22 protein-coding genes are annotated in these 22,948 nt (G+C 71.9%); 18 read left to right on the top strand and 4 right to left on the bottom strand.

What is annotated here, in order from left to right; translation table 11 throughout:
• Positions 1–46: 46 nt before the first annotated feature.
• Complete coding sequence (locus MXD95_RS24580) at positions 47–460, bottom strand: response regulator transcription factor (protein ID WP_250643098.1); 414 nt, start codon at positions 458–460, stop codon at positions 47–49.
• Positions 461–1,120: 660 nt separating this feature from the next.
• Here MXD95_RS24580 and MXD95_RS24575 point away from each other — a divergent pair.
• From MXD95_RS24575 to qcrB, 9 genes are all read left to right on the top strand, one after another.
• The gene (locus MXD95_RS24575) at positions 1,121–1,561 is read left to right on the top strand and encodes a Fur family transcriptional regulator (protein ID WP_250643097.1); all 441 of its coding nucleotides are present in this window, start codon (positions 1,121–1,123) and stop codon (positions 1,559–1,561) included.
• Between the two features lie 54 nt (positions 1,562–1,615).
• Positions 1,616–2,056 (top strand): rubrerythrin family protein, encoded by a 441-nt coding sequence (locus MXD95_RS24570; RefSeq protein ID WP_250643096.1) that lies wholly within the window; start codon positions 1,616–1,618, stop codon positions 2,054–2,056.
• A 341-nt stretch (positions 2,057–2,397) separates the two neighbouring features.
• Positions 2,398–2,994: a DUF3501 family protein gene (locus MXD95_RS24565; protein ID WP_250643095.1), complete on the top strand. Its 597-nt coding sequence runs from the start codon at positions 2,398–2,400 to the stop codon at positions 2,992–2,994.
• Between the two features lie 199 nt (positions 2,995–3,193).
• Entirely contained in the window at positions 3,194–3,691 is a 498-nt protein-coding gene (locus tag MXD95_RS24560) for an SseB family protein (RefSeq protein ID WP_250643094.1), read from the top strand.
• A gap of 278 nt (positions 3,692–3,969) precedes the next feature.
• Positions 3,970–4,185 carry a hypothetical protein gene (locus MXD95_RS24555; RefSeq protein WP_250643093.1) on the top strand — a complete coding sequence of 72 codons (216 nt, stop codon included), beginning with the start codon at positions 3,970–3,972 and terminating at the stop codon, positions 4,183–4,185.
• A gap of 326 nt (positions 4,186–4,511) precedes the next feature.
• Positions 4,512–5,150 carry an aa3-type cytochrome oxidase subunit III gene (gene ctaE, locus MXD95_RS24550; RefSeq protein WP_250643092.1) on the top strand — a complete coding sequence of 213 codons (639 nt, stop codon included), beginning with the start codon at positions 4,512–4,514 and terminating at the stop codon, positions 5,148–5,150.
• 323 nt (positions 5,151–5,473) lie between these two features.
• Positions 5,474–6,328, top strand: a complete 855-nt coding sequence (gene qcrC / locus MXD95_RS24545) for a cytochrome bc1 complex diheme cytochrome c subunit (protein ID WP_462166483.1) — start codon at positions 5,474–5,476, stop codon at positions 6,326–6,328.
• Complete coding sequence (gene qcrA, locus MXD95_RS24540; protein ID WP_250643091.1) at positions 6,325–7,650, top strand: cytochrome bc1 complex Rieske iron-sulfur subunit; 1,326 nt, start codon at positions 6,325–6,327, stop codon at positions 7,648–7,650. Before qcrC ends, qcrA begins: the two co-directional genes overlap by 4 nt.
• On the top strand, positions 7,647–9,239 hold the full coding sequence (gene qcrB / locus MXD95_RS24535) for a cytochrome bc1 complex cytochrome b subunit (RefSeq protein ID WP_250643090.1): 1,593 nt from the start codon (positions 7,647–7,649) through the stop codon (positions 9,237–9,239). Before qcrA ends, qcrB begins: the two co-directional genes overlap by 4 nt.
• A gap of 83 nt (positions 9,240–9,322) precedes the next feature.
• Here the strand turns inward: qcrB and MXD95_RS24530 are convergent, their stop codons facing one another.
• Complete coding sequence (locus tag MXD95_RS24530) at positions 9,323–11,119, bottom strand: DEDD exonuclease domain-containing protein (RefSeq protein ID WP_308301576.1); 1,797 nt, start codon at positions 11,117–11,119, stop codon at positions 9,323–9,325.
• A gap of 214 nt (positions 11,120–11,333) precedes the next feature.
• Between MXD95_RS24530 and MXD95_RS24525 the strand changes: the two genes are divergently transcribed.
• Positions 11,334–11,750 carry a VOC family protein gene (locus MXD95_RS24525; protein ID WP_250643089.1) on the top strand — a complete coding sequence of 139 codons (417 nt, stop codon included), beginning with the start codon at positions 11,334–11,336 and terminating at the stop codon, positions 11,748–11,750.
• 153 nt (positions 11,751–11,903) lie between these two features.
• Positions 11,904–12,299 (top strand): HIT family protein, encoded by a 396-nt coding sequence (locus MXD95_RS24520; protein ID WP_250643088.1) that lies wholly within the window; start codon positions 11,904–11,906, stop codon positions 12,297–12,299.
• Positions 12,300–12,483: 184 nt separating this feature from the next.
• Here MXD95_RS24520 and MXD95_RS24515 read toward each other — a convergent pair whose 3' ends face one another.
• Positions 12,484–13,896 carry a DUF4352 domain-containing protein gene (locus MXD95_RS24515; RefSeq protein ID WP_250643087.1) on the bottom strand — a complete coding sequence of 471 codons (1,413 nt, stop codon included), beginning with the start codon at positions 13,894–13,896 and terminating at the stop codon, positions 12,484–12,486.
• A 524-nt stretch (positions 13,897–14,420) separates the two neighbouring features.
• On the opposite strand from MXD95_RS24515, the gene MXD95_RS24510 reads away from it, so the two are divergent.
• The 3 genes from MXD95_RS24510 (at position 14,421) to MXD95_RS24500 (ending at position 17,501) form a co-directional block, all read left to right on the top strand.
• Positions 14,421–15,731, top strand: coding sequence for an NYN domain-containing protein (locus MXD95_RS24510; protein ID WP_250643086.1), 1,311 nt, complete (start codon positions 14,421–14,423; stop codon positions 15,729–15,731).
• A gap of 244 nt (positions 15,732–15,975) precedes the next feature.
• Positions 15,976–16,251: a hypothetical protein gene (locus MXD95_RS24505; RefSeq protein WP_250643085.1), complete on the top strand. Its 276-nt coding sequence runs from the start codon at positions 15,976–15,978 to the stop codon at positions 16,249–16,251.
• Positions 16,252–16,322: 71 nt separating this feature from the next.
• Positions 16,323–17,501: a glycosyltransferase family 4 protein gene (locus tag MXD95_RS24500; protein ID WP_250643084.1), complete on the top strand. Its 1,179-nt coding sequence runs from the start codon at positions 16,323–16,325 to the stop codon at positions 17,499–17,501.
• On the opposite strand, the gene MXD95_RS24495 is transcribed toward MXD95_RS24500, so the two are convergent.
• On the bottom strand, positions 17,498–19,327 hold the full coding sequence (locus MXD95_RS24495) for an AMP-dependent synthetase/ligase (RefSeq protein WP_250643083.1): 1,830 nt from the start codon (positions 19,325–19,327) through the stop codon (positions 17,498–17,500). The two genes, MXD95_RS24500 and MXD95_RS24495, sit on opposite strands and share 4 nt — an antisense overlap.
• A 156-nt stretch (positions 19,328–19,483) precedes the next feature.
• Here MXD95_RS24495 and MXD95_RS24490 point away from each other — a divergent pair, with 156 nt between their 5' ends.
• The 4 genes from MXD95_RS24490 (at position 19,484) to MXD95_RS24475 (ending at position 22,790) form a co-directional block, all read left to right on the top strand.
• On the top strand, positions 19,484–20,251 hold the full coding sequence (locus tag MXD95_RS24490; protein WP_250643082.1) for a metallophosphoesterase family protein: 768 nt from the start codon (positions 19,484–19,486) through the stop codon (positions 20,249–20,251).
• Between the two features lie 152 nt (positions 20,252–20,403).
• Positions 20,404–20,838 (top strand): SRPBCC family protein, encoded by a 435-nt coding sequence (locus tag MXD95_RS24485; protein ID WP_250643081.1) that lies wholly within the window; start codon positions 20,404–20,406, stop codon positions 20,836–20,838.
• Between the two features lie 6 nt (positions 20,839–20,844).
• Entirely contained in the window at positions 20,845–22,068 is a 1,224-nt protein-coding gene (locus MXD95_RS24480) for an ArsA family ATPase (RefSeq protein ID WP_250643080.1), read from the top strand.
• Positions 22,065–22,790 carry a hypothetical protein gene (locus MXD95_RS24475; protein WP_250643079.1) on the top strand — a complete coding sequence of 242 codons (726 nt, stop codon included), beginning with the start codon at positions 22,065–22,067 and terminating at the stop codon, positions 22,788–22,790. Before MXD95_RS24480 ends, MXD95_RS24475 begins: the two co-directional genes overlap by 4 nt.
• Positions 22,791–22,948 lie beyond the last annotated feature (158 nt).

Genomic DNA, 22,948 nt, shown 5'->3' with positions numbered 1-22,948 from the left:
CGGGCGCGCTGGGGGGAGCGGCCGCTTCGAGGGCCATCGGTCCGGCTCAGCCCGCGAGTTGGGCGCCGGTGAGTGGCCGCCGGGCCACCGCCCCGCCCGCCCGCGCGCGCAACAGGGTCACGACCGCTTCGGTGAGCCGGGCGGGGTCGAGCGGATGGGCGACGACGGCGTCAGCCTGCGACCAGGTGGCGAGCCAGCGATCGTCCGGACGGGCGACGATCAGGACCGTCGGCGGGCAGTCCGCGACCTCGTTCTTCAGCTGCCGGCACAGGCCCATGCCCCCGCTGGGGGTGGCTTCGGCGTCGAAGACGCACAGGTCGGCCTCGTGGTGGTCGACGACACCGATCGCCTCGGCGGCGTCGGCGGCCTCGACGAACTCCAGCGGGCCAAGGTCCGCCACCGGCCGGCGGCCGACGGCCGCGATGATGCGGGCGCGCACCTCGGCATGGCTTGCGTACACGAGAATGGTCTTCGGGGCGGCCGAGTCTGTGCCAGCCGGGTGCGAGCCGGCCGGGGGCGAGCCAGCGGGGTGCGAGCCAGTCGGGTGTGGGTCAGCCTGGTGTGGGTCAGCCTGGTGTGTCTCGGCGCCGTGGCCGGCAGTCCCATGCCCGGCGCTCCCGTGCCCCGCTCCCACCTGCATGGCGTGCCGCCTTCCCGTGTGGTGACCGCCGCCGGCCGGCGGCCTGGGCGGACCGCCGCCCCCTGGGCCGGCCGCTGGCGACGCCGGCCGGCCACATGGCCGGGGCTGGCATCGTCCGCGGGACCGGGTTGGCGTCGCCCTTCGCCGGACGACGGGGCGACCGGGTGACCGGCGCGATCCGTCCCGAAGATTACCCGGTCGGGCCCGCTCGCGGCCCCGGGTGGCGCGAGCGGCGCGGGTTTGCCCCGAGCGGCATCCACCTGTGATACTGAGAGTCGTTCTCAACCGGTGCGGTACCCCCGGCCGGTGCTGCCCTCGGTGGGCGGGCGTGTCGGTACGGCGCGTCGATGCGGCGGGTCGAGTCGGCCCGTGCGGGTTGACCGTCCGGACCGGCGATCCGACCGACCGGATCGCCGGGACCGTCCGCGCGGGCAGTGGCGGTGCCGGGGGCGGCGCGCCGCGGACCGACGGGCGTGATCCATGACCGACCAGACCGATCTTCGACTGACTCCCCAGCGGATGGCCGTCCTCGATGTGCTGCGCGCCGCACACGACCATCCGACCGCGGCCGAGGTGTACGAGCGGGTGCGCCGCAGCTCGCCGCGGATCGGCAGCGCTACGGTGTACCGCACCCTGGCGCTGTTGGTGTCGACCGGTCAGGCGTTGGAACTCAACCTCGGGGGCGGCGCGGCGGCTCGGTATGACGCCAACGTCGGTCGCCACGACCACGCGGTCTGCGAAGGCTGCGGCCGCGCGGTCGACCTCGATCACCCCGTCCCCGACGGAATGATGGCGGAGATCGCGCGGCGCTCGGGCTTCGCCATCACCGGGTACGACCTGCAGTTCCGGGGAATCTGTCCGGACTGTCAGGCCCACGGCGCAGGTCCGGCCCGTCTCGAGGGACCGGCGCGCCCACAGTGATCATCCCGGCTGGGAGCACCTCAGCGGGAGCCACTCATCGCGAAGGAGCGTGACATGCCGAAGCTTGACGGCACCAAGACCCACGAGAATCTCAAGGAGGCGTTCGCCGGGGAGAGCCAGGCCAACCGGCGCTACCTCTACTTCGCCCGCCGCGCCGACATCGAGGGCCTCACCGACGCGTCGTCGCTTTTCCGCGACACCGCCGAGGGCGAGACCGGGCATGCCTTCGGGCACCTGGACTTCCTCGCCGAGGTCGGCGACCCGGCCACCGGCGAGCCGCTCGGTACCACGGCCAAGAACCTGGCCAGCGCCGTGGCCGGCGAGACCTACGAGTTCACCGCGATGTACCCCGGCTTCGCGAAGACCGCCCGTGAGGAGGGCTTCGAGGAGATCGCGGACTGGTTCGCGACGCTCGCCCGCGCGGAGAAGACCCACGCCGGTCGGTTCAAGCGGGCCCTCGACGCCCTCAACGCCGAGGAGACCGCCGACGCCTGATCGGGCCAAGCCCGCAGGCCACGCAGCACAGCCGGCGACCGGTCCCGCGCACAGCGCATCCAGGACCGGTCGCCGGTGCCGTTCCCCCATGCCCGTCGTCCGGACCCTCTCCGCACCCAGGCAGCTCGTCGCTCAGGTCCTTCCGTCACCCCGGGCATTCTCGTCCCTCGGGCACTCTTGTCCCCCGGGTCCTCCCGTCCCTGGGGCCCTCTCGTGACTCGGGCCCTCTCGTGATCCGGGCCCACCCGTCACTCAGGTCTTCCTGTCATCGGGGCGTTCCGGCGCCCCCAGACACTCCGTTAGCCAAACATCCCGTCACCTGGACACTCGGAGGCTGCGCCATGGCGCTGACCGTCGCCGACATCACCACCGACCATCAGGCGTATGCGCAGCGACGGCCCGAGCTGCGCCAACGGATGATCCCGGTGCGCGCGGAACGCCGCGTCCGGGTCGGGGACCTCGTCGTCGCCGAGTTCGAGAACGAGCAGACCCTGCGCTACCAGGTGCAGGAGATGGTCTACACCGAGCGGCTCACGGCGCCGGCCGACGTCGCCCATGAGATCGAGGCCTACTCCCGCCTCCTGCCGGGCAGCCATGTCCTGGCAGCGACGATCTTCATCGAGCTCGACGTGCTCGCCTCGGTGCGCGACGAGCTGCGCCGGCTCGCGGGCCTGCAGCACAGCGTGTTCCTCGAGATCGGCGGGACCCGGGTGGCGGGGGAGGACATCCCCGGCCTCGACGAGGACCCGGACGTGCCGTCCGAGACCGTCTCCGTGCACATGGTGCGGTTCGTGCTCGGTGAGGCGGCGCGGGACGCCTTCCGGGACCCGCAGGTCCCCGCGGAGCTCGTCATCGACCATCCCGCCTACAACGACGGGACGCCGCTGACCGGCGCGACCCGCCGCGCGCTGATCGCCGACCTCGCCCTGCGTGGCTGATCTCGTCCTGCGTGGCTGACCTCGTCCTGCGCGGCTGGCCGGGGCTGAGCGGGCCGGCGGGGCTGAGCGCAGGCGCCAGAGCCTGCAACACCACACAATTTGTCGGCGCGCAGCTGTTCGGTGGCGTCGTGGCCGGGTACGCGAAGGGCTTACGGCACGACACGTCAGCACGTTCATCCACGTCAAGGGAGAGTCACCCATGACCGATGACCAGCTACGTCACGATGTCCCCGTCGCGGATCGGGTCCCTGGCCCGGCGCAGGACACCGCCCCGGCGCAGGACACCGCCCCGGCGCAGGACACCGCCGCGGAGCGCAACAGCGCCGCCCGGGTCGCGCTGCGCCGGCTGGCCGACGGCGAGGACGAGCGGTCCGCGCTCGGTGATCTCGCCCTCGCCAACGTCCTGCTGCCCGACATCGGTAACGACGTCACGGACCTGTCCGACTCCCAGGGCGACGTCCTGCAGCTACCGGTCGCGCAGCGCCAGGACGGGACGCAGTTCGTCCCAACGTTCACCTCCGAGCAGCGGATGGCGGCGGCCCTGCCCGAGGTGGATCGCTACCGCACTGTCCAGATCGCCACCCTTGGCCGCATCTGGCCGTCGGACGGGCTGCTGCTCGCCGTGGATCCCGGCTCCGAGGCCGGTATCGCGCTGCCGGCGGAAGGGCTGCGAACCCTGGCCGCCATGTCCGGCTAGCGACGGGGTCATCGCGGTGGCCACGCTGTAGCGTCCGACGCCCGTTTCGTCCCTGCCAGGCGGTCACCGGTCATCGATCACTGGCTACCGGTTACCAGTCATCGGTCACCGCCTAACGAAATGTCACCGATCGTGGTGGGGAAATGGGATGGCGGGGAGTGCAAGATCCAAGTAGGTCGTCGTGGGGGTGTTCGCGCCCGATTTGCCCCCTACGGCGACCTGTTTGGCGGGATCTTGCTCGGCAGGCCACCGCAAAGCGTGACGTTCGCCTGGATGGAGTGCCGCTGCCGCTGCCGCTGCCGCTGCCGCTGCCGCTGCCGCTGCCGCTGCCGCTGCCGGAGCCGGAGCCGGAGCCGCTGTCGGTGTCGGTGTCGGTGGCGGTGCGGGTGTCGGTGTCGGTGTCGGTGGCGGTGCGGGTGTCGGTGTCGGTGTCGGAGTCGGTGTCGGTGGCGGTGCGGGAGTCGGTGTCGGAGTGCAGTCTCTCTGTTGCGTGATGACTGCGTGGCGTATTTGGGGCTGGTCGCGGTGGGTGTGGCGCACGGTGCCGTGCCACCTGGCCCGGCGCTGGCATGCCGCCCGACCCGGCTCCTGCGGAGGACCTGCGGCGGGTGAGGCACGCAACATCCGTCAGGATGCTCCCGCTCGGCCCATGGGTGCGGGCGGCTTCGCGGGCAGTCGCCCGAGCTGCGGTTTTCCCTGTGGCACAGGCATTTGCATGCGGCGTGCGGGGTCTTGATCCGAGCTGCGGGCCGGTCATCGACGAGTCGTAGTCCTACCGAACGTCGAACCTACGGTGGCGCCTGGCGCGGCGCGTGCCAGAATGACCGACGTGGCCTCAGCCCCCGTCCTCGAGAAGGCTCCACCACCACACCCGACGGCCAACCGTCCCTCGATGGTCTCGGTCGGCACGGTCGTGTGGCTGTCGTCGGAGCTGATGTTCTTCGCGTCCCTGTTCGCGATGTACTTCACGATCCGTTCGGTCAACAGCGGCAACTGGCCGCCGGTGACGGGTGATCCCGCCGGTTCCGAACACGGCCCCGTGGAGCTGCACGTCGGGTACGCGCTTTTCTTCACCGTGATCCTCGTGCTGTCGAGTGTCACCTGTCAGCTCGGCGTGTTCGCCGCCGAGCGTGGTGACGTGTTCGGACTGCGCCGCTGGTACCTGATCTCGCTGATCATGGGCGCGATCTTCGTCGGCGGCCAGGCGAACGAGTACTTCGGCGAGAACAAGTTCACGATGGCGTCGCATGCCTACGGGTCGGTGTACTACCTGACGACCGGCTTCCACGGCCTGCATGTGATCGGTGGTCTGGTCGCCTTCGTCATGGTGCTGGGCCGGTCGACGTACGGGCGCTTCACGCCGGAGAAGGCGACATCGGCGATCGTCGTGTCGTACTACTGGCACTTCGTCGACGTCGTCTGGATCGCCCTTTTTGCGACCATCTACCTCCTCCAGTGAGCGACATGACTGACACTTCAGGCACATCGTCGGACGCGCCGCCGGATCCCGCACCGGCCGCGGCCACATCGTCGCGCGATACCGGCCGTGACGCCGGCCGTGCTGCCGGCACCGCGCCGCGCGACGCCGTCACCTCGCCGGAGCCGACCAGGAGCACACCTGCGGTCGCGGCCGACGCGGACAGCGCGGTCGATGCCCACAGCGTGACCGACGTCGAGAACGCGGTCGCTTCTGACCGCGTCACGGACGTCGAGAGCGCGACCGACGCGGACAACGAGGCCGGCTCGGACCCTGCGATCGACGCGGACAGCGCGGCCGACGCGGTGACGGCGGGCTCGGGGGCGACGCCGGACGCCGGCCGTCCCGGCCTGCTCGGCCGCCGCCGTGCGCGCCGTCGGGTGTCGACCGCGCGGCGGCGACGACGCTCGTCCGCCCTGGTGATGGCACTCGGGCTGCTCGCCACCGGCGTGCTGTGGTCGGTGCTCGCGCCCGGCGGCAACGCCGCGTCGACGGCCGATTCCAACGAGGCGGTCCGTCAGGGCCGCGCCCTGTACCTGCAGGGCTGCTCGACCTGCCACGGGCTCGGCGCTCAGGGCTCGAACACGGGACCGAGCCTGATCGGCGTGGGTTCCGCCGCGGTCGACTTCCAGGTCTCCACGGGCCGCATGCCGCTGGCCGCTCCGGCCGCGCAGGCCGACCGCAAGGCGCCGATCTACTCGGACACGCAGATCGCGCAGCTCGCCGCGTACATCGACAGCCTGGGCGGCGGTCCGGCGAAGCCCGAGGTCAACGACAAGCAGATCAGCGATGCCGACCTGGCCAAGGGCGGCGAGCTCTACCGGGCGAACTGTGCACAGTGCCACCAGGCGGTCGCCCAGGGCGCTCCGCTGACCTACGGTAAGTATGCTCCCGCGCTGACTGAGTCGACCGCGACGCAGATCATCGAGGCCATGCGCACGGGGCCGGAGTCCATGCCGGTCTTCGGTGACCGCCAGATCGACGAGAAGGACGCGGTCGCGGTCGCGGCCTACGTCAAGCACCTGAACAAGGCCAAGAGCCCCGGCGGCTTCAGCCTCGGCAAGTACGGTCCGGTGCCGGAGGGCCTGCTGGCCATGCTGGTCGGCATCGGTGGGCTGCTCGCCGTGTGCCTGTGGATCGGAGCGAGGCAGAAGGTATGAGCGACCAGACGGGCCCGGGGTCGCCGGGACCGGGCGGATCGGGCGGAGAAGACCGGCCGGCCGACTCCGCCGCCGAGCGCCGGGCCGACGAACAAGGCGCCGGCGAGCGCATGCACTACGCGGGGTATCAGGGCGAGCCGGCGGACAAGGCTGACCAGGATTCGATGAGTAGCATTTTCCGGCGGTCCAAGCACCCGGTCGACACCTCGGGTGCTCCCGCCAAGGGATCAGGCATCTCGGCGGGGGGGCCGGAGATCGTGGCCGGCAGCCACGACGGCCCGGAGACGCTGGGCACCCCGCCGCACCAGACCGACTCCCGGCGCAACCCGCAGCACACGGTGATGCGGGGCGGCGCGGGTGGTGGCGGGGTCACCACCCGCCGGCCGCGGGCCGAGGACCATGACCGCCGCGCGGAGCGGCGGGCCGAGCGGATCATCGCCCTCTGGTTCATGGTCTCGGTGGTCGGCACGGTCGGCTTCGTCATCACGAACTTCGTCGGGGACAAGCACAAGCAGTACTACACGCCCTGTCTCGGCTCGGCTCTCGGCCTGGCCGTCGGTGGGCTCGGCATCGGCATGATCCTCTGGGCCAAGCGGCTCATGCCGCATGAGCACGCCGTCCAGGAGCGCCACGAGTTCACCTCCGCCAAGGAGGAGATCGCGGCCACCGAGGCGGAGGTGGCCGGCGGGTTCGCCGACACCGGCCTCACCCGCTTCCCGCTGCTGCGCCGCACGCTGCTCGGCGCTGGCACGGTGCTCGGCGGCCTGGTCGTGGTGCCGCTGCTGAACCTGACCAACTCGAAGCCGGGCAAGAAGCTTGACCACACCTCCTGGGTGAAGGGCGCCCGCCTGGTCACCGAGGAGGGCCGCTACGTCAAGCTGGGTGATGTGTCCATCGGTGGGATCGAGACCGTCTTTCCGGCCGTTCCGGTCACCGGCGCGGACGGGAAGGTCTCCTACGAGCCGAAGACCGACCTGCACGCCAAGGCGGACAGCACCACGCTGTTGATCCGTCTTCCACCGGGGGTCGACCGGCCGCGCAAGGGCCGGGAGACGTGGTCGGTCGACGGCCACGTCGCCTACTCCAAGATCTGCACCCACGCCGGCTGCCCGGTGAGCCTCTACGAGCAGCAGACCCATCACCTGCTCTGCCCGTGCCATCAGTCGGTGTTCAACGTGCTGGACGGCTGCCGGGCGATCTTCGGTCCGGCGAGCCGATCGCTGCCGCAGCTGGCCATCGCCGCCGATGCGGACGGTTATCTGTACGCCCGTGACGGTGACTATGATGAGCCCGTCGGTGCCGCCTTCTGGGAGCGCTCATGACATCCGCAGCCCCGCCGGACTTCGTCAAGCGGCCCGGGCCGGTCCGCAAGCTGAACCGGGCGGCCGACGAGCGGTTCGGCACGCAGGCCGGGCTGCGGCGCAACCTGAACAAGGTCTTCCCCGACCACTGGTCATTCATGATCGGGGAGATCGCGCTCTACAGCTTCGTCGTCCTGTTGCTGACCGGTATCTACCTCACGCTGTTCTTCGACCCGTCGAACACCGAGGTCATCTACAACGGCCCGTACGTGCCCCTCAAGGGCGTGGAGATGAGCCGGGCCTACGCGTCGACCCTGGACATCAGTTTCGATGTCCGGGCCGGGCTGGTCTTCCGCCAGATTCACCACTGGGCGGCGCTGATCTTCGTCGGGTCGATCATCGTCCACCTGATGCGGGTGTTCTTCACCGGTGCCTACCGCAAGCCGCGTGAGATCAACTGGGTGATCGGCGTCGGTCTGCTCATCCTCGGCATCCTCGAGGGCTTCGCCGGCTACTCACTGCCGGACGACCTGCTCTCCGGCACCGGCCTGCGGATCGCGGCGTCCATCGCCCAGTCCATCCCGATCATCGGGACCTGGGCGTCGTTCCTGCTGTTCAACGGCGAGTTCCCCGGCAACAACTTCCTGCCCCGGCTGTACGTGGTGCACATCCTGCTCGTACCGGGCGTGCTGCTCGCGCTGATCGGCGCGCACATGGCGATCCTGTGGCAGCAGAAGCACACCGACTTCCCCGGGCCGGGCAAGACCGAGGACAACGTCGTCGGCCACCGGGTGTTCCCGATCTTCGCCGTGAAGTCCGGCGGGTTCTTCATGATGGTCTTCGCCATGCTGGCGCTGCTCGGCGGGCTGGCGCAGATCAACCCGATCTGGATGTTCGGCCCGTACGACCCCTCCAAGGTGTCCTCGGCCTCCCAGCCCGACTGGTACATCGGCTTCCTGGACGGGTCGACCCGACTGATGCCGCCATGGGAGTTCCGCGGCCTCGGCCACACCGTTCCCGCGGTGTTCTGGCCGACGGCGGTGCTGCCCGGCATCCTGTTCACGCTCCTGGCGATCTGGCCGTTCCTCGAGGCCAGGTTCACCGGCGACACGAAGTCGCACAACCTGCTGCAGCGGCCGCGGGAAGCGCCGACCAGGACCGCGCTGGGCGCGATGGCGATCAGCTTCTACCTGGTCCTGTGGATCTCCGGTGGTAACGACGTCATCGCCAAGACCTTCAGCATCTCGCTGAACGCGATGACCTGGGCCGGTCGGATCGGGCTCATCATCGTCCCGCCGATCGCCTACGCGATGACCAAGAAGCTGTGCCTGAACCTGCAGGAGAAGGACGCCGAGATCGCGCATCACGGCATCGAGACCGGGATCATCCGGCAGCTGCCCAGTGGTGAGTTCGTCGAGGACCATCGGCCCAAGCCTGACCCGGTCCCCGACTACCCGCATGTGCCCAACGACCGGTATGTCCTTCCGGCGGCGAATGGGCACGGCGACGGCCACGGCAAGGGACTCGCCCGGCGGGCCGGCAAGGCGGTCAGCGGATTCTTCGTGGAGGAGAAGGAAAAGGAGCCCGGGGGCAGCCCCGACCGGCACTGACGGGGCAGTCCCGGCAAGCCAGTCCCAGCAAGCACTGCGTTACGCATCGCACCCGGGCCGGTGCCGACAGCGGATCTCCGTTGTCAGCGCCGGCCCGTGGCAGGTGGCGAGCCGGCAGGATGCTGTTCGGCGGCGGCTGCCGCCGCGAGCGTGGCGTAGTGCTCCGCGGCCCGCGCGGCACCATTGGCTGGCCAGCTCCACTCGCCGTCGAGCCGGACTAGGCGCACCCCGGGCCCGGCGAGCCAGCGGGCGATCCGCTCGCTCTCGGCGACCGACGCGCACGGCGCGGGCCCAGGCCGAGGGAGCACCGTCTCGGCGCTGGCGACCGCGGCATCCACCCAGGGACGCGGATCGATGCCGCGGGCAACGGTCACGGCGGACACCAGGCGACCGCGGCGGATCACCACCAGATCCCAACCGGCCTGCGCGGTCGGCGCGGCGGCGACGAGCTCGGTGATCCGGGTCAGCGCCGCCAGCCGCTGCCCGCGTGCGGCGGCGCGGACGAAACTCACCATCCGATCGCGTTCGTGGGCGGCTTCCTCGTAACGCCCCTCGTCGGCCAGCCGGCTCATGCGCCGGGTGGCGGCATCGACCACCGGTGCCGGATCGCCGGTGATGGCGGCCCGGGCGAGCTCCACGTGCCGGGCATAGGTGGCCACGTCCTCCCGACCGTCACACGGCGCGCCACAACGGCCCAGGTCGGCCAGCGCGCAGGCGGGCCGGTGCACCCGGGGGCTCAGCCGCCCCGAGCACTGGCGCAGGGGCACGACCGCGAGCAGCGCGTCCGTGGCGTCCTGCGCGTCGCGGACGCTCGCGAACGGGCCGAGGCAGGTCGCGTCGTCACGCAGGTCGCGCACCCGGGACAGCCGTGGGAACGGCTCGTCGGTCAGCCGCAGGTAGATGGCCCGCTCGGGATGGCGCGAGCGGCGGTTGTACGGCGGTTTGTGATCGGCGATCAGCCGTAGTTCGCGGACCTCAGCCTCCAGCGCGTGCGCGCATTCGATCGCGTCGACCCGCTCGGCAAGCGCGACCATCTCGGCCATCCGGGTCCGCGGCTCGCTGGCGGTGAAATAGGTGCGCACCCGCGAGCGCACCGACCGGGAGGTGCCGACATACAGCGCTCGACCGTGAGCGTCGCGGAAGACGTAGACGCCGGGACCGGTCGGCAGCTCGTCGGCGAGGTGGCGTTTGCGGCGCTGCGCGGGCGACACCCGGGAAGTGAACTCGTGCACCTCCTCCAGCGTGCGCACGCCGAGGTTGCCGAGGCGCTCGAACAGGCCGTGCAGCACATCCACCGTGGCCCGCGCGTCGGCGAGCGCGCGGTGCGAGGGCTCGGTGGTGCTGCGGAACAGCCGGGCGAGCGAGCCGAGCCGGCAGTCGGGCGACTCGTCGCGAGTGATGATCCGCCGGGCGATGCGCAACGTGTCCAGATGCTCCCAGGCCGGCGGTGGATAGCCACAGCGTTCCAGCGCCGCCCGCAGGAAGCCCAGATCGAACGGGGCGTTGTGCGCGACGAGCACCGCCCCGCGCGCGAATTCGAGGAACGTCGGGATGACCTCGGCCTCGCGCGGCGCCTCGACGACCATCGCGTCGGTGATGCCGGTGAGCACGGACACCATCGCCGGGATCGGCCCGCTTGGCCGTACCAGGGTCGACATCTCGGCGAGCACCGCGCCGCCGCGCACGCGTACCGCGCCGATCTCGGTGATCTCCGAGGTGGCCGCGGCGGTGCCGGTCGTCTCGAGGTCGACGATGACGAACGTCAGCTCCGACAGCGGACGCCCCAGCTCCTCCAGGCTGGCCTGCCTGGGGGCGCCGACTGGTCGGGTCGAAGCGTCCTGACCGAGGGGCCGGCCAGCGGAAGCGGGGTCTGGGCGCACGCGGTCACGCTATGCCCGACCACTGACAGATTCGTCGCGCCGGTTGGCGCGGGGGCGCGGCCGGCCGAGTGCCCGTGCGGCCGGCTGGCCGCACCAGACAGTCAGGGGATAGTCCGTTCGGTATCCATTGACTGTCTCTGGTGCGCCAGTGGAATGCCCGATGCACCCACGACACGCGCACGCGATACCCACTCGGCAGGCCAACGAGTCGGGAATGCGGAATCATGCCCGGGTGGCGTGGTTTGAGACCAACGGGATCCGGGTGGGGCGTGTGGCAGTGGACTGTGCGGATGTGGATGTCATGGTGCGCTTCTGGTCCGCCGCACTGGGTTACGAGGTGCTGTGGCGAGACGGGGACGCGGCAGTGCTGCGTCACCCCGCCGGCGCCGGCCCGAAACTGCTGCTCCGGCCCGGTGCTCGCGACGGCGGCGGCTCGAGCCGGCTGCATCTGGATCTGTACGCGGTCGACGCCGAGCGGGTGCTCGGCTGGCTGTTCACCCTGGGCGCCCGCCGGGTGGGCCGCTACGACGACGGCGACGGCGAGCGTGGATACGTTCTGTCCGACCCGGAGGGCAACGAGTTCCGTGTGATGACCGCCGGCCAGGCCGGATTCTCCCGGCCGTTCGTCTAGAGGCGGGGGCGGTGGTAGGACGACGCGTCGGCGGCGAACGCCGACGGTGAACGTCGGTGATGAACGTCGGTGATGAACACGGCGAGGGGAGAGTGCCTGACAGGGCATTGAGCCGATGCCCGGTGCGCCGGGCGGCCGATAGGGTCGTGGGCCATGCCTAGCGTCTTCACCCGGATCATCGACGGCGAGCTACCGGGGCGGATCGTGTACTCCGACGAGCACACCGTCGCCCTGCTCACGATCGCGCCGGTCCGTCCAGGGCACACCCTGGTGATCCCGCGGGTCGAGATCGACCGGTGGACAGACCTGCCCGACGATATTCAGGGGCAACTGTGGGCGGCGACCGCGACCGTCGGGCGGGCCATCGCCCGCGCATACCAGCCCCAGCGGGTGGCCGTGATCATTGCCGGGCTCGAGGTGCCGCACGCGCACGTCCATCTGCTGGCGATCGAGAGCGAGTCACAGCTCAGCTTCAGCAACGCCGATCCCAACCCCGACCCCGCCGATCTCGACGCCGCGGCCGACCGGATCCGCGCGGCCCTCGCCTGACGACTGTCTTCCCCTGCCAGCTTGCCCTCGCCGAGAGCCGTCCTCGAGCGACGGTGGCCGGCGCCGGTCGTCGATGTGCGACCAGCGCCGGCACCGTCCCCAGGCCTGCGCGGTCCCCAGGTCTGCGCGGTCCCCAGGTCTACGCGGTCCCCAGGTCCGCGCGGTACTCAGAACCGCGCGGTACTCAGAGCTGGAACTTCGCCGGGGTCACGGCGAACAACGGCTCCCAGTTGAGCATGCCGTGGCCGGGCGGCGCGTCAATGACGATGTTGCCGCGAACCTTCTGACCGGCCTTCACGGTCGACGCGGACAGCCGCGGCTCGACGTTGTCGTAGCTGCCGTCGTAGCGCGTCCCGTCCGGGGTCTGGATGTAGAAGTCCGACGGTGAGGCGGACGTGTCCCCGCGGCTTACCTCGACCGTCACGTTCAGGATGTAATAGGCGCCCTGGGTCGGCGGGTCACCGTAGCTGGTCACGGTGCCGCTGGTCGAGCAGACGCTGTTCAGCGTCACTTTTGCCTCGAAGTCGCTGACCGAGGAGTTCGCCTCGCCGACCACCGTGCCCGCGCCGCCGACGCCAGCGGTCCCCGCCGCGGGTGCCTGCGGGGTGACCGGCGTGCAGTTCGAGACGCCGGCGGGACCCGTCGCGGCCGGAGTCGGCGCGGGCACCGAGGGCAACGTCGCCGTCCCGGGCACCGCGGGCAGGCTGAGCGACGGGGTGGGGAACGGCGAGGTGACGTCGTCCTTGTTGTCGTCTCCGCCCACCGCGAGCGCGATCACCACGCCGAGCACGATCGCGGCGACCACGATGAGCGGCACGATGATGACCAGCGGGTTGCGCTTGTGTGGCGGCTGCGGTGGTTGGCCCGGCTGTGGCCAGCCACCGGGTGGCGGGTAGCCGCCCTGCTGCGCGTACTGATTCGGCGGGTACTGGTTCTGCTGGTGGTAGTCAGTCCCGCCAGGGTAACCGGCTGGCTGCTGGTAGTTACCTCCGGCCTGGTACGGCCCGCTGCCACCACCGGCGTAACCGCCGCCGCCCTGCTGCCAGCCACCAGGCTGACCGGCCTGACCGGGCTGTCCCCAGTTCTGCTGGTCCGGCGCGCCCTGCTGGTTCCAGTTCTGCTGGTCGGCGCCGGGCTGTCCCCAGTTCTGCTGGTCGGCGCCGGGCTGGTTCCAGCCCTGCTGATCGGTGCTGGGCTGTGCCGCGCCGGGCTGGCCTGCGCCGCCAGGCTGGCCCCATCCGGGACCGCTTGCCCCTGGCTGCGGCCAGCCCTGAGCCGGGCCGGACTGGGGTCCGGTGCCCCACTGCCCGGGGGCGGGCGGCGGGGACTGCGGGCCGCTGGGCACCTGCGGCGGTGACGAGCCGGAACCGGACCAGGCGAGCTGGGTCTGCTCGTCCGACTGGTCGGGCCCGCCGGCCCACGGTCCGGAGGGCGCGGATCCGGCCGGCCCTGATGCGCCGGCCGGATGCGACGCGCCGGATGGCCCGGTGCCGCCTGGTGCGTCGGGGTGTTGCGGCCAGGAGCTGTTGGGCTGCATCCACGGCTCCCGGCTCCCGTCACCACCTGAGGGCTGGTGAGGGGGGTTCTGGTCGGTCACGATGGTCCTCTCCGGCGCAGCCAGGCCGCGAATTTCGGAACAATGCCGCGTAGGGTGCGCGCCACGCCAGGCTACATAAGTCGCCAATCACATGAGACAATGCCCGCCCAGGCGGGAAGGCTCGGCCGTGATCTCGGTCGCCGGCCTCGCGACCACGTCTGGCGATGTCGATAGGCTGTGTCGTCATCGTTGTTCCTGCTGGCTCCGGAGTCCCTTGTGCCCTGCTGCCTGGCCGGTCGGGCGAGCCGCCGGAGAACGGATTCGTCGCGTCGCCGCTGCTGTCCGGGTGCGGACGGACATCGCGACGACGGATTCCGGTCGGTCCCGGTCGCGCGGTGGTCGGTACGCGCCGGAGCAGGGGCGAATGATCGTGTCCACCCTGGCCTGACGCGGACGATCCGGGGACAGATGGTCGCATTTCTTCCGTTTTCGCCACGATCGTCCGGGCCCCTGCCGCAGCCGACCGCGGGACCGGGCACACCTGCTGAACCCCAGAGACAGCGCCGGGCGCCGCTGGTGGACCAGTGAGCGAACCATTGCCCGCCCCGGTGCGCCGGCACGTCGTGGAGCTGGCCGCGCGCGCTCTCGCCGATCTGCCCGAGGCCCAGGTGCCCCCGTCCCTGGTCGCCGTGCGGCGGTTCAAGCCGTCCCGGCGGGCCCGGCTGGGGGCGCTGCCACTGGCCGCCGCCGTCGATGGTGAGGCGTTCCGCGTCCGGGTGGCCGCCTGGATCCGGCAGCATCATCCCGAGCTGGCCGAGGCGGTCGAATCGGCCGACGGGCCGCCGTCGGCGGCCCCCCCGGAGAAGGTCGCCGCGGTCGCCTATCTGCTGCGGGCTCCCGCCTGGCCGCAGCTGGTCGAGGCCGCCGCCGCCTCGAACGCGCAGGACGAGGTGCGCCTGCGCGCGGATGAGGCTGAGCGGACGATCCTGCGGCTCACCGATCAGCTCGAAGCCAGCCAGCGCAGCGCCCTGCGGGAGTGCGACCGGCTGCGCGCCGCGGTGACCGCCGCACGCGACGATGCCGAGGAGGCGCGGCGCCGGCTGCGGGCCTCCGGCGAGCGGATCCGCCGGTCCGAAGAGATCGCCTCCGCCTCGGTGAGTGCCGCCGAAGCGGCCCGAGGGGACGCTCTCTCGGCCACCCGGGAGGCCGAGGCCGAGGTGCGCCGGCTGCGCGCCCGGGTCAGCGAGTTGGAGACGGCGCTGGCCGGCGCACGTCGCGACACCCGGGAGTCCCGCAGCGTCGACGATGCCCGGCTGCGCGTCCTGCTTGACACCCTGATCGCCTCGGCGCACGGTATCCGCCGCGAGCTCGATCTGCCGACCACGGTCAGCCGCCCCGCGGACCTGCTCGCCCGCGAGCACGGCGGCCCGAGCTACGGCCCGCACTCGTTAGTCGGTGCCCGGGGGCGGCCCGACGACGATCCGACCCTCATCGACGAGGCGCTGACCGTACCCGGCGTGCATCTGATCGTCGACGGCTACAACGTGACCAAGCGCGGCTATGGCCAGCTCGCCCTGCACTCCCAGCGGGAACGGCTCCTGTCCGGGCTCAGCGCGCTGGTCGGACGGCATCCTGACAGCGAGGTCACCGTCGTGTTCGACGCCACCGCCGTGGTTGCCCGGCCGGTCGGCGTGACGATGCCCCGCGGGGTGCGGGTGCTGTTCAGCCGGCCTGGCCGGCTCGCCGACGAGGAGATCGTCCGGCTGGTGAAACTGGAACCGGAGGGCCGGCCGGTCGTGGTCGTCACCTCCGATCGCGAGGTGGCCGACAACAGCGCCGCCGCGGGTGCCCGCGCACTGCCCTCCGATGCCCTGCTCGCCCGTCTCGATCGCTGAGGCCAGTCAGACTCAGGGCCCCGACCCCACCCAGCCGGTCAGCTCCTGCCACCCGGCACCATCCACGCACCGAGTCAGCCAGCTGGCATCAGCGCGGCCGGTCCGAGCTGGTCGCCGGGCCAACGGCCGGGGCGGCCGCCGAAAACTGTCGGACCCGGGTCCTACCGTCGGTGACGTCGGGATGTCGGCGCGCGAGTGCCGTCGCTGACGGACGCGATCGGCCGGAGCTCGGGAAGGTGAAGCGATGTTGATCGACTGCGATTCCTGCGGTGCCCGTGGCGTGCGGTGCGCGGGCTGCGTCGTCACGATGATGTTCGCGGACGCCGGCGAGCGCCCGGCGCCAGGCGCCCGCCCGGTCGGGAGCGGCAGCTGGGGCGCCGATGAGCGCTGGGATGCCGATGAGCTCAGAGCGCTGCGGGTGCTGGGAGCCGCCGGCCTGCTGCCTGCGCTGGAGGAGCTCGCTGATGCGGTCCTCGAACGCGGGGCCCGCCGCGCGTCACCGCCACGCCGCGCGAGCTGATCAGGCCAGGCTCGCGGTCGCTGGCGGGGACCGGCGGGAGAGGAGGTGCGCGGGTACGGGAACATGGCGGCATGCGGGTGCTGGTCGTGACCAACGACTTTCCGCCACGGCCGGGAGGCATCCAGGCGTATGTGCACAACTTCGCCACCCGGCTTCCGGCGGGCGAGGTCGTCGTCTACGCGTCGTCCTGGCCACAGACGGCCGAGTTCGACGCGGCCCAGCCGTTCCCGGTGGTGCGCCATACCTCGTCGCTGATGCTGCCCACCCCCGCCGTCGCCCACCGCGCCCGTGACATCGCCCGCGCCGAGGGCTGCGACACGGTGTGGTTCGGGGCTGCGGCGCCGCTCGCCCTGCTGGGTGGCGCGGTCCGCCGCGGCACGCGGGTCGGGCGGGTGGTGGCCAGCACCCACGGGCATGAGGTCGGCTGGGCGGCGCTGCCGGCGGCCCGCCAGGCGCTGCGCCGGATCGGCGCGACCGCCGACGTCGTCACCTATCTCACCGACTACACCCGCGCCCGGATCGGACCGGCCCTCGGCGTAGGCCCACCCGCTCTTGTGCGGCTGCCCAGCGGGGTCGACGCGAGCGTGTTCCGCCCGGGCGTGGGGCGGGACGAGATCCGCCGGCGCTACGGGCTCACCGAACGTCGGGTGGTGGTGTGCGTCAGCCGGCTGGTGCCCCGCAAGGGGCAGGACATGCTGATTCGGGCGCTTCCGGCGCTGCGCCGAAGGGTGCCCGAGGCGGCGCTGTTGCTGGTCGGCGGCGGCCCGCACCGGGCGGGCCTCGAACGGCTCGCCCGCGAGGCGGGGATCGAGGGGCACGTCACGTTCACCGGCTCGGTTCCCTGGTCGGAGCTGCCCGCGCACCACGCGGCCGGCGACGTGTTCGCGATGCCCTGCCGGACGAGGCGGCGTGGGCTCGAGGTCGAGGGGCTCGGCATCGTCTACCTGGAGGCATCGGCCGCGGGGCTGCCCGTGGTCGCCGGACGCAGCGGGGGAGCCCCGGACGCGGTGCTCGACGGGCGCACGGGTGTCGTCGTCGACGGGACGGACCTGGCCGCGGTGACGACCGCCGTCGGCGACCTGCTCGCCGATCCGGCGCGCGCCGCCGCGATGGGCACCGCCGGGCGGTCCTGGGTCGAGCAGCACTGGCGTTGGGACATCCTCGCCGCCCGCCTGCGTGCCCTGCTTGCGGGTGAGCCGGGCAGCGGTGAGCAGGGCAGCGGTGAGCCGGGCACCATGACGCTGGGCTAGGAACGCTCGCTCATGCCGGGGCCGGGGTAGAGGGTCGAGACGGCGTCCGCGTGGCGTTCGAGGACCAGCGAGCGGCGGACCTTCAGACTGGGGGTCAGCTCGCCGCCCTCGACCGTGAAGTCGTTCGGCAGGATGACGAACCGCCGGATGCTCTCGGCGCGGGAGACGGTCGTGTTCGCCTGGTCGACGGCGCGCTGCACCTCGGCCCGCAGCGCCGCGTCGTCGGCGAGCTCGGCGAGGCTGGCGGTGGCGGGCCGGCCTGCCTCGCCGCGCCAGCGCTCGAAGGCCTCCGGCTCCAGAGTGATCATCGCGGTGATGTAGGGCAGGCCGTCACCGACGAGCATCGCCTGGCTGACCAGCGGGTGGCTGGTGATGATGTGCTCCATCGGCGCCGGCGCGACGTTCTTGCCAGCCGCGGTGACCAGGAGCTCCTTCTTGCGGCCGACGATCCGCAGGAACCCGTCGCCGTCGAGCGTGCCGAGGTCGCCGGTGTGCAGGAAGCCCTCGCCGTCCAGCGCTTCCTTCGTCGCCGTCTCGTTGTTGTGGTAGCCGCGAAACAGCAGCGGCCCACGCACGAGCACCTCGCCGTCGTCGGCGATGCGCACTGTCACGCCGGGCAGAGGCTGCCCGACGGTGCCCATCCGGATCGCTCCGGGCCGGTTCGCCGTCGCCGGTGCCGTCGTCTCGGTCAGGCCGTAGCCCTCGAGCACGATGAAGCCGATGCCGCGATAGAAGTGACCGAGCCGTGGGCTCAGCGGCGCCCCACCGCTCACCGCGATCCGGGCCCGCCCGCCGAGAGCGGCCCGCAGTTTGCCGTAGACCAGCGCGTCGAAGATCTTGTGGCGCAGCCGCAGCGCGAGACCCGGGCCGCCGGCGTCGAGGGCCTCGCTGTAGGCGACGGCGGTGCGCTCGGCCGCGTCGAAGATCCGGCCCCGCCCCTCGCTGTGGGCCTTGTTGCGGGCGCCGGCATGCACCTTCTCGAAGACCCGGGGCACCGCGAGCAGGAACGTCGGCTTCGCGAGCGCGAGGTCCGGCAGAAGCGTGCGGGTGTCGGGGGTGTAGGCCGCCTCGAACGCGCCCTGCACGATGCCGACCTGCAGCATCCGGGCGAAGACATGGGCGAGGGGGAGGAACAGGAGCGTGGACGACTCCTGCCTGAACATCCCGGGCAGCATCGCGACGGTGTCCTCGGCGATGAACAGCAACGCCCGGTGCGTGATCTCGCAGCCCTTCGGGCGGGCCGTTGTCCCGGACGTGTAGATGATGGTGGCCAGGCTGTCGGCGTTCTGGGTGGCGCGGGCGGCGGTGAGCTGCTCGTCGGTGACGTCCGCGCCAGCCGCGGCGAGGATGGCCAGGGCTCCCGGGCCGCCGTCCGCGTCGTCGATCACCAGCACGTCACGCAGCGTCGGCACCCGCTCGCGGATCTCGTCGACCCGCGCGGCGAGCTCGGCGTTCTCGACGACCAGCACCTCCACCGCCGCGTCGGCGAGGATCCACTCGATCTGGCTGGCGCTGGACGTCTCGTAGATCGGCACGGTCACGGTCCCGGCGGCCCAGATCGCGTAGTCGAGCACCGTCCACTCGTAGCGGCTGCGGCTGAGGATGCCGACCCGCCCGCCGGGTGCCACGGCGTGGGCGAGGATTCCGCGGGCGGTCTCGACCACGAGGTCCCGGAACTGCGCCTGGGTGATGGGGACGAACCCGTCGTCGGCCCGGCGGCGGAGCAGGACATGCTGCGGGTCGCGTTGCGCGTTGCGGAACACGGCATCCGTCAGCGTCGCGTCGTCGGCGATGGTGACGGCGGCGGGGGAGGTGTACTCGCGCACAGTTGCTCCTACCGTTTCGCGGGCCTGCGGTCGGGATATTTTCGGGTGCAGGTCGCAGGACGCCCCTCCCCGTGGCCGGGTCCAGCCCCTCCCAGGGCATCTGACGTTAGCCGCCAGCGCCGAAGTTGGCGACTGTCCTGGCCCTAAGCTTCGGGTATGCGGGTCCACGTGGTCAGCGACGTGCACGGGCGGGCGGACGCGCTGCCCGCGGCGGCCGAGGGTGCTGACGTGTTCATCTGCCTTGGTGACCTCGTCCTGTTCATCGACTATTCCGATCCGGGTCGGGGCATCATGGGCGACCTGTTCGGTGCCGAAGCGGTCACCCGGATGGTGCGGCTGCGTACCGAGCACCGTTTCGACGAGGCACGCGAGTGGTCGCGGTCCTTGTGGGCGGGGCTGGCGGGCGACCGGACGCGCATCGTCGAGGATGCGGTCCGCCAGCAGTACGCGCAGATGTTCGCCGCGTTCCCAACCCCCACCTATCTGACGTTTGGCAATGTTGACCTCCCTCACCTGTATCCCGACTACCTGCGTGAGGGCGTCACCCTGCTGGACGGACAGACCGTCGAGCTCGGCGGCTGGCGGTTCGGCTTCGTCGGCGGTGGCCTGCACACCCCGATGCGCACCCCGTACGAGATCGACGACGACGCGTTCGCCGCCAAGGTGGCCGCCGTCGGCGCGGTCGACGTGCTGTGCTGCCATATTCCGCCGCATCTGCCGGAGCTCGTCTACGACGTGGTCGCCGGCCGGTTCGAGCGCGGCAGCCGCGCGATCCTACAGGCCATTCACGACACCCGGCCGCGCTACGTGTTGTTCGGCCACGTCCACCAACCGCTGGCCGCCAGTATCGAGATCGGCGGTACGCAGTGCGTGAACGTGGGCCATTTCAACGCCACGGCCCGTCCGTTCGTCCTGGAGTGGTAGCCAGCCGCTCGGAGGTACCCGGTCCGGCTTCCGGTAGCCTCAGGCGATCGGTCGGGGAATCATCCGGCACCGGGAGGATGCCCGGATACGGGCGAGCCGGCGACGCCGTGCTCCTTCAGACTTGCCAGACGAATGTGGAGGTGCTACTCGCCATGGCGGACCACGCCCGATCGACGATCGTCATCAATGCCAAGCCGGCGGCGGTGATGGGGGCCATCGCCAACATCCCCGCCTACCCGACCTGGGTCGGCCAGATCGAGGAGGCGGAGGTGCTCGAGACCGGCCCGGACGGCCGGCCGCGGCGCGCCCGCTTCCGCATCAACGCTGTTGTGATCAAGGACGAGTTCGTCAACGAGTACACCTGGACGGACGACTCGCAGGTCTCCTGGTCGATGGTCAAGGGCGAGGCGATGTCGTCGCAGGACGGCAGCTACACGCTGCGAGACCTGGGCGACGGCACCACGGAGGTCACCTACGACCTTACCGCCGAGACCAAGGTCAAGATCCCTGGGATGCTGCGGCGCAAGGTGCAGAACGGCATCGTCGACGCCGCGCTCAAGGACCTCAAGAAGCACGTCGAGAGCTGAGCGCGCGTGCGGTGTGTGCTCGTCACCGGCATGGGCGGGGCCGGAACGACGACGGTGGCGGCGGCAACCGCGGTGCTCGCCGCCCAACGGGGCCATCGCACCCTGCTGCTGTCCGTCGACCCGGCCGCCAGGTTGTCCGGGGTGCTCGACCATCCGGTCGGGCCTGAGGAGACCGAGCTCGAACCGGGCCTGAGCGGGCGGCAGGTCGACCTGCGCCGTGCCGTCGCGGACCGTTGGCCAGCGGTGCGGGCGGTGCTCGCCCACACCTGGCCGACGGTCGACGTCGACCCGGTGGAGCTCGAGGAGCTCGCGTTCCTGCCGGGCGCCATCGAGACGCTCACCCTGCTCGAGCTGCGTGACAGCCTCACCGCGGGAAATCACGATGTGGTCATCGTCGATGGCGGCCCGCTCGCGGGCATGCTGCGGCTGCTGGCCTTCCCGGAGACACTTTCGTGGTATTGCCGGCGGCTGCTGCCGCCCGATGGTGCCTTTGCCCGCTGGCTGCGGCCCGGTTTCGGCCGGGCCGCTCTCGGGGGCGCGCTCGGAGGACGGTGGAGCAGCTTCGCGGCACCGGCCTACGACACCGTGTCCCGGGTCCACCGGGCCGCGATCGACCTGCGGGCCATCCTGACCGATCAGGCCGCCACCAGTGTCCGGCTCGTGCTGACCCCGCAGAGCGGGGCGTTGCAGGCTGCCCAGGGCAGCCTGACCGCGCTCGCCCTGCACGGGTTCACACTCGACAGCGTGGTCGTCAACCGCATCCTGTCGCCGGCCGGGGCCGACGCCTGGCGGGCCGGCTGGGCCGCGACGCACCGGGAGGCGCTCGCGGAGCTCACCTCCGCCTTCGCGCCCACCCCCGTCCTTCCCGTCGCCTACCGGGCCGGTGAGCCGGTGGGTCTGGAGGAGCTGGCAGCCTTCGGCGCGGCCGCCTACGGCGAACTCGACCCGGCCGGCGTCCTGGGCGCCGGGCTGGTGGACGGCGGCGACCAGCCGCGGGTGGAGCGCACCGACGAGGGGTTCGCGCTTTCGTTCGGCCTGCCGTTCGTCGATGGATCGCAGATCGATCTGGCCCGGCTGGGCGATGATCTGGTGGTGACCGTCGGTGCGTTCCGCCGGGCCGTCCCGTTGCCTGCGGCGCTGCGGCGCTGCGACGTCTCCGCCGCCCGGCTGCGTGGCGACCGGCTTGTCGTCTCCTTCGTACCCGACCCGGACCGGTGGGTGCGGGCATGACCGCTGCCCCGGAGGTGCCCGCCCAGGGCCCGGGCGGCGCCTGCGCCGGGCCGGTGGACGCCGCGGCCGACCCCTCCGGCCGGACCGCCCCCTCCGGACGGGTGACCTCGGCGGCACATCCACCCGCACCGGGGCCACTGGCCGTCGAGGCGGCTCTGCTCGCCGAGGCCCTGCGCACCCTCGCGGCATCGAAGCTGCCGTCCGAGGCACCGCGGGATGCTCCGACGAGGTCCGGCGTCGGAGCACCGGGCGGGGGCGCCGCGGACTGTCACTGCGCCTGCCACGCGCGGACAGGTCAGGAACCTGATGGCCAGGACCACCGCGCTCGGGGACACGGCACCCGGGAACGCGCCGGCCAGGGATCTGCCGGCCGAGCCCGTGCTGGCCGGGAAGATGGAGCTGGCTGGGAAGATAGAGCCGGCCGGGAAGACAGAGCCGGCCGGGAAGACAGTGGGCAGACGTGCACCGGCTGCCCACTGTGCCGGCTGCTCGCCGTGTTCACCGCCGAACGGCCCGAGATCGTCCGTCACCTCGTGGCCGCCGGAGAGTCGCTGGTCGCGGCGGTGCGGGCCACCGTCGACGCCGTCGACGACGCGCGCGCGTCCAGCACCACGAGCGCCGACCGGGCCGCACGCGACGCGACCCGCGAGACTGCCGCGGCGGATCGTGCCCAGGCCGCCGCAGCGCCCAGACCCCGCGTCCAGAGGATCGATATCACGTGAGTACTCCACCCTTCGACGGCACCGGACAGGACGACGTCCTGGGCTGGGCCGGGATTCAGAACCCCCCATCCTCGGCCCGCACCGCGGGCACGGACGCCCCGCACAGCCCGCTACCTGCGCCCGCCAACGCCGCCACGGCGGCCGCCGTCGTCGCGGGC

Origin of the sequence: Frankia sp. AiPa1 (genome assembly GCF_023243075.1) — a bacterium.
Lineage (GTDB): Bacteria > Actinomycetota > Actinomycetes > Frankiales > Frankiaceae > Frankia.
The sequence above is the reverse complement of the archived record's forward strand: the minus strand, read 5'-3'. Positions and strand labels throughout refer to the sequence as shown.

What these genes read in the sequence shown, in the direction of transcription:
- MXD95_RS24575 (WP_250643097.1), top strand. Translation starts at nt 1,121, where the DNA reads ATGACCGACCAGACCGATCTTCGACTGACTCCCCAGCGGATGGCCGTC.
- MXD95_RS24570 (WP_250643096.1), top strand. Translation starts at nt 1,616, where the DNA reads ATGCCGAAGCTTGACGGCACCAAGACCCACGAGAATCTCAAGGAGGCG.
- MXD95_RS24565 (WP_250643095.1), top strand. Translation starts at nt 2,398, where the DNA reads ATGGCGCTGACCGTCGCCGACATCACCACCGACCATCAGGCGTATGCG.
- MXD95_RS24560 (WP_250643094.1), top strand. Translation starts at nt 3,194, where the DNA reads ATGACCGATGACCAGCTACGTCACGATGTCCCCGTCGCGGATCGGGTC.
- ctaE (WP_250643092.1), top strand. Translation starts at nt 4,512, where the DNA reads ATGACCGACGTGGCCTCAGCCCCCGTCCTCGAGAAGGCTCCACCACCA.
- qcrA (WP_250643091.1), top strand. Translation starts at nt 6,325, where the DNA reads ATGAGCGACCAGACGGGCCCGGGGTCGCCGGGACCGGGCGGATCGGGC.
- qcrB (WP_250643090.1), top strand. Translation starts at nt 7,647, where the DNA reads ATGACATCCGCAGCCCCGCCGGACTTCGTCAAGCGGCCCGGGCCGGTC.
- MXD95_RS24525 (WP_250643089.1), top strand. Translation starts at nt 11,334, where the DNA reads ATGCGGAATCATGCCCGGGTGGCGTGGTTTGAGACCAACGGGATCCGG.
- MXD95_RS24520 (WP_250643088.1), top strand. Translation starts at nt 11,904, where the DNA reads ATGCCTAGCGTCTTCACCCGGATCATCGACGGCGAGCTACCGGGGCGG.
- MXD95_RS24505 (WP_250643085.1), top strand. Translation starts at nt 15,976, where the DNA reads ATGTTGATCGACTGCGATTCCTGCGGTGCCCGTGGCGTGCGGTGCGCG.
- MXD95_RS24500 (WP_250643084.1), top strand. Translation starts at nt 16,323, where the DNA reads ATGCGGGTGCTGGTCGTGACCAACGACTTTCCGCCACGGCCGGGAGGC.
- MXD95_RS24490 (WP_250643082.1), top strand. Translation starts at nt 19,484, where the DNA reads ATGCGGGTCCACGTGGTCAGCGACGTGCACGGGCGGGCGGACGCGCTG.
- MXD95_RS24485 (WP_250643081.1), top strand. Translation starts at nt 20,404, where the DNA reads ATGGCGGACCACGCCCGATCGACGATCGTCATCAATGCCAAGCCGGCG.
- MXD95_RS24475 (WP_250643079.1), top strand. Translation starts at nt 22,065, where the DNA reads ATGACCGCTGCCCCGGAGGTGCCCGCCCAGGGCCCGGGCGGCGCCTGC.